Origin of the sequence: Elioraea sp., assembly GCF_051860475.1 — a bacterium.
Lineage (GTDB): Bacteria > Pseudomonadota > Alphaproteobacteria > Acetobacterales > Acetobacteraceae > Elioraea.
The window spans coordinates 1-5,168 of the sequence record NZ_JBHYDW010000212.1 but is presented as its reverse complement, the minus strand read 5'-3'; the positions used below and the strand labels follow the sequence as shown (position 1 = coordinate 5,168).

General features: G+C 72.4%; 4 protein-coding genes and 2 pseudogenes. 4 read left to right on the top strand and 2 right to left on the bottom strand.

The genetic code is table 11. The features are described 5' to 3' along the window. Nucleotides 1–128: 128 nt before the first annotated feature. Together ACTIFU_RS22290 and ACTIFU_RS22285 are read left to right on the top strand one after the other, a co-directional pair. Nucleotides 129–347, top strand: a pseudogene (locus tag ACTIFU_RS22290) (hypothetical protein); the annotation flags it as partial. 86 nt (nucleotides 348–433) lie between these two features. Beyond that, nucleotides 434–526 (top strand): annotated as a pseudogene (locus tag ACTIFU_RS22285) (hypothetical protein); the annotation flags it as partial. Between the two features lie 104 nt (nucleotides 527–630). Here ACTIFU_RS22285 and ACTIFU_RS22280 read toward each other — a convergent pair. Together ACTIFU_RS22280 and ACTIFU_RS22275 are read right to left on the bottom strand one after the other, a co-directional pair. Beyond that, nucleotides 631–1,623, bottom strand: coding sequence for an alpha-ketoacid dehydrogenase subunit beta (locus tag ACTIFU_RS22280; protein ID WP_439580519.1), 993 nt, complete (start codon nucleotides 1,621–1,623; stop codon nucleotides 631–633). Then, the gene (locus tag ACTIFU_RS22275; protein WP_439580518.1) at nucleotides 1,623–2,618 is read right to left on the bottom strand and encodes a thiamine pyrophosphate-dependent dehydrogenase E1 component subunit alpha; all 996 of its coding nucleotides are present in this window, start codon (nucleotides 2,616–2,618) and stop codon (nucleotides 1,623–1,625) included. The genes ACTIFU_RS22280 and ACTIFU_RS22275 overlap by 1 nt, the downstream gene beginning before the upstream one ends. A 78-nt stretch (nucleotides 2,619–2,696) precedes the next feature. On the opposite strand from ACTIFU_RS22275, the gene ACTIFU_RS22270 reads away from it, so the two are divergent. Together ACTIFU_RS22270 and ACTIFU_RS22265 are read left to right on the top strand one after the other, a co-directional pair. After that, the gene (locus ACTIFU_RS22270; RefSeq protein WP_439580517.1) at nucleotides 2,697–3,524 is read left to right on the top strand and encodes a hypothetical protein; all 828 of its coding nucleotides are present in this window, start codon (nucleotides 2,697–2,699) and stop codon (nucleotides 3,522–3,524) included. A 14-nt stretch (nucleotides 3,525–3,538) separates the two neighbouring features. Then, the coding region (locus tag ACTIFU_RS22265) for a thiamine pyrophosphate-binding protein (protein ID WP_439580516.1) at nucleotides 3,539–5,168 on the top strand (1,630 nt) is incomplete at its 3' end.

Here is a 5,168-nt window from a genome sequence, read left to right as displayed (position 1 = left end):
ACACCTCAGCCGTTGATGCACGAAGGGTCCCCGCCGTTGGTGGATCGCGAAGCCCGCCGGCGCGCGGCCGCCTCGTCGATCGTGGAGCGCAGGACGTAGCCGAAGGTCGATCGCATCTTCAGGAGGCGATCGACCGCCCAGGCGCGCATCCCGCCGGTCGAACCTGCCGTGATCGAGGAGTCCGGGCGGGCGACGGTGATACGCGAGGCGCGGCAGTTGTCGAGGCGCTCCCATTCGAGTGGCTCACCGAAGCCGCGCTCGACGACGCGCTGCTCGACAGCCTGCTCGCGCTCGCCAACGCCGCCGAGTTCAGCGCCGTCCTCCGCCGCATGGCGGCAGGCAACCGGGTGAACGCGACCGAACGCCGCGCCGCCCTGCACATCGCACTGCGCGCGCGCCGCAGCGCCGCCCACCGCGCCCGCACGGCCGACAGGTGGAGGATGACTCCGCCAATCTCCACGCCGAGCGCGACCGGATGCACGACTTCGTCACCTCCGTGCACACCGGACGCATCACGGCGGCGAACGGCGCGCCCTTCGCCACTGTGCTCAGCCTCGGCATCGGCGGCTCCGATCTCGGCCCGGCCCACGCGGGCGTGCGGCCGCCGACCGCCCTGGTTCCGCCGCTGCCCTACGCCCCGACCGCCGCCCGCGCCGCCGCGACGATCTTCGGCGCGGTCACCTTCACCACCTCCTCGAGCGGCGGGCTGAACGGCACGGGCACGCGCGGCGCACCAAGGCGCCGCGCCGCCTTCACCGCCGAAGGGCCGAGACGCTCGATCGTGCGCGCGACAACCTCCGCGCCGAACCCAGCCGCCTGCACCGCCTCGTGCACCACCAGCAGCCGCCCCGTGCGCGCGACCGAGGCCGCGACCGCCTCCTCGTCCCATGGCCACAGCGTGCGCAGATCGATCAGATCGACCGCGATCCCCGCGGCGGCGAGTGTGGCGCAGGCGGTTTCGCAGTCGGGCAGGATCGCCGACCAGGCCACCATCGTGAGGTCGGTACCGGACCGCACCTGCCGCGCGCGTCCGAACGGCAGCGGGTCGATCTGCATCGGCACCGGTCCGGTCACGCCGAACAGGTTCTTCGGATCGAAGAACAGCACCGGATCGTCCGAGCGGATCGCCGCGACCAGCAGCCCCGCCGTGTCGGCCGGCGTGGACGGTGCCACGACCACCACGCCCGGCAGATGCGCGAACCACGCCTCGAGTGTCTGGCTGTGTTGCGCGGCGGAGTTGCGCCAGATCCCGTGCGGCATACGCACCACCACGGCGGGCTTGGCCTGGCCGCCGAACATGTAGCGGATCTTGGCGATCTGGTTGACGAGCTCATCCATCGCGCACATCACGAAGTCGAAGATGCGCATCTCGATGATCGGCCGTGTGCCGACCAGCGCGGCGCCGAGCCCGGCCCCCATGATCGTGCTCTCGCTGATCGGCGTGGAGACGACACGGTCGGGCCCGAACGCGTCGAGGAAGCCACGATACTGGCCGAACAGTCCGCCGCGCGCGACATCCTCGCCCAGCACCCAGACGCGCGGATCGCGCTGCATTTCCTGCAAGGCGGCGCGGCGCCCGGCCTCCACCAGCGTCAGCGTCTCGGTGGTCGCGGGCGCGTCCATCACGCGGCCTCCGGACGGTCGGCGTCGAGCACGTCGGTCCACGCGGTCGCGGGATCGGGCCAGGGGGCGGCGAGGGAGGCATCGCGCGCGGCGGTCATTTCGGCTGCGGCATCAGCGACGATCGCGTCCAGTGCCGCCGTCGTCGCGCCCGCCTCCAGCAGGCGGTGCCGCAGCCGCGCAATCGGATCGCGCCCGCGCGCCTCGGCCACCTCCTGCTCCGGTCGCCAAGCGGCCTTGTCGGTGCTGGTGTGGCCGAGCAGACGATAGGTATGCAGATGCAGAAGACGCGGCCCGTCACCGCGCCGCACGGACGTGACCAGCCGCCTCACCGTCTCGTCCACCGCCACCGCGTCGTTGCCGTCTACGCTCTCGCCCGGCACGCCGATCGCCTGGGCGCGTGCGACCGCGCCTGTCCCGGAGGTCACCTCGCCGGCGCGCGTGAAGGCGGCGACCCCGTTGTCCTCGCAGACGAACAGCACCGGCAGGCGATAGAGCGCGGCCCAGTTCAGCCCTTCCAGGAACGGGCCCCGGTTGATCGCGCCGTCGCCGAAGAAGCAGGCGACGATCGCGTCCGAGCCCAGCAGGCGCAGCCCCTGCGCCGCGCCGACCGCGATCGGGATGCCGCCGGCGACTACGCCGTTGGCGCCGAGCATGCCGACGGAGAAGTCGGCGATGTGCATCGAGCCGCCCTTGCCGCCGCAATGCCCGGCGGCGCGCCCGAACAGCTCGGCCATCATGCCGGCGATGCCCGCGCCCTTGGCGATCGCGTGGCCGTGGCCGCGGTGGTTGGAGGTGATGCGGTCATCCGCGCGCAGGTTGAGACACACCCCCGCCGCGACCGCCTCCTGGCCGATCGAGACGTGCAGCGGCCCCGGCATCTGCCCGGCTTCGTGCGCGGCAAGCGCGGTCTCCTCGAAGGCGCGGATGCGCACCATCATGCGGTAGAGGTCGAGCAACCGGCGCGTGTTGTGCCCGGTCGGCGCCGTATCGGCCATGAACGGTCCCCTGTTCCTCTTGCGCATCCTGCGGAACCGCGCTCAACAATCAAGCCGCGTCCGGGAGGGAGTGGCGTGATGGCGGGCGGTCCCCTGGTTCTCGACAGCGTCACCCACCTGCCCAGCGAGGCGCGCGGGCGTGTGGCGCTCTGCGGCTCGCATGGCGGGATCTATTCAGCGTGGTATGCGGCGCAGCGCGGTGTTGTCGGTGTGGTCCTGCACGACGCGGGGATCGGCCGCGACCGTGCGGGCATCTCCGGGCTCGACTGGCTCGCGCGCATCGCCGTGCCGGCCGCCGCGATCGGGCATCTCTCGGCGCGGATCGGCGACGGCGCGGACTGTCTCGCGCGAGGCGTGCTGAGCGCGGTGAATGCGCAAGCGGCCTCGCTCGGGCTCGCGGTCGGGATGTCCGCGGCCGAGGCAGTCGAGCGGCTCGCCGCCGCAGGGCTGCTCAAGCCGCCACTCGTCCCGGTGATCGAGGAGGCGCGCACCACGATCGCCGAGGCGGGACGCGGCGGCATCCGTGTGCTCGCGCTTGATTCCAACAGCCTGGTCCTGCCTGAGGATGCGGGCCACATCATCGTCACCGGCAGCCATGGCGGGCTGCCGGGCGGAAAGCCGGCGATGGCGGTCAAGCAGCCGGTGCTCGCGGCGGTGTACAACGACGCCGGCGGCGGCATCGACGCGGCCGGGTTCACGCGTCTGCCCGCGCTCGACGGGCGCGGCATCGCGGGCGCGACGGTTTCGGCCGAGAGCGCTCGCATCGGCGAGGCGATGTCCACCTGGAGCGATGGCGTCATCTCGGCGGTGAACGACACGGCCGCGCGCTTGGGCGGACGCGTCGGGCAGAGCTGCCGCGAGTTTGTCGAGGTGGTGCGCGCCGCCGCGACCCGCAGGATCGCCTGAGGGACACGTCACGCATGGATGCCACGCCGGTCTCGAACACGCTCCGCCGGATGACGGGTGGGGCAGCGCTTGCGGAGATGCTGAAGCTCGCCGGTGCCGGTCCGATGTTCGGCATGGGCGGGTTCCAGCTGCTGCCGTTCTACGAGGCGTGCCGCGCGCTCGGGCTGCGCCACGCCCTGATCAACGACGAGCGCTGCGGCGCCTTCGCCGCCGACGCCTATGCGCGCGTGACCAACCGGCCCGGCATCTGCGATGGCACGCTCGGGCCGGGGGCGACCAACCTCACCACCGGGCTGATCGAGGCGCTGAACGGCGGCATGCCGATGATCGCCATCATCGGCGGCGCGAACCGGCAGCACGCCTGGAAGAACATGACGCAGGAGGCGCGCCAGTTCGACATCCTGCGCCCGGCGGTGAAGGACGCCATCCGCATCGAGCTGACATCGCGCGTGCCCGAACTGCTGCGCCGCGCCTTCGCGGTCGCGACCTCGGGCAGGCCGGGCCCGGTGCTGATCGAGGTGCCGGAGGATGTCGCGCATGGCGAGCACGATTTCGACGCCGCCGAGTTCTGGATCGATCCCGGCACGCTGAAGGCGCAGGCGCGACGCACGCGGCCTGACCCGGCCCTGCTCGCGGCGGCGGGGCGGATGCTGGCCGAGGCCGAGCGGCCGCTGATCCTGGCCGGTGGCGGGGTGCACATCTCCGAGGCGTACGACGCGCTGCTGGCGCTCGCGGAAGGGCAGGGGATCCCCGTCGCGCACACCATGTCGGGCAAGGGCGCGATCCCGTGCATGCATGCGCTCTCGGCCGGGCTGTTCGGCCGCTATGACCGGATTGCCAACGCGATGATCGCCGAGAGCGACTGCCTGCTCGTCGTGGGCTGCAAGCTCGGCGAGATCGCGACGAGGCGCTTCGCGCTCATTCCGCCGGGTAAGCGGCTGATCCACATCGACATCGTCGCCGAGGAGATCGGCCGCACCACCCGTGCTGATGTCGCGTTGGCCGCGGATGCGCGGCTGGCACTTGCCGATCTGGCGGCATTCGTCGGCGACGGGGCCGCGCGTCTGCGCCGGCGCGCCGACTGGGTCGCCTCGGTGCCGAAACGCATGGCGCGCTGGCGCGAGGGCGCGCGCGAGCGGCTGGAGAGCAGCGAACGCCCGATCAATGTCGGCCGGCTGATGGGCGCGCTGAACCGCGTGCTGCCGGCGGATGCGGTGCTGGTCGCCGATGGCGGCTTCGCGGGCCACTGGGGCGGGCTGTTCTTCGACACCAAGCAGGCGGGCCGCAGCTTCGTGCCGGATCGCGGCTTCGCCTCGATCGGCTACGGCGTACCGGGCGGGATCGGCGCGCAGCTCGGCGTCGGGCCGAAGCGCCGCGTCGTCGCGCTCACCGGCGATGGCGGGTTCAACATGTCGATGGGCGAGCTCGAGACCGCGCGCCGGCTCGGCGCGGCGATCGTCGTCTGCATCTTCAACAACGCGGCCTCGGGCTATGTGAAGGCGCTTCAGCACGCGGTGTTCGGCCCGGGCAACTACCAGTCCTCCGACCTTGCCGAGATGGACTACGCCGCGGTCGCGCGGGCGATGGGCTGCCATGGCATCCGCGTCGAGGACCCAGAGGCGCTGGAGGGCGCGTTGCGCGAGG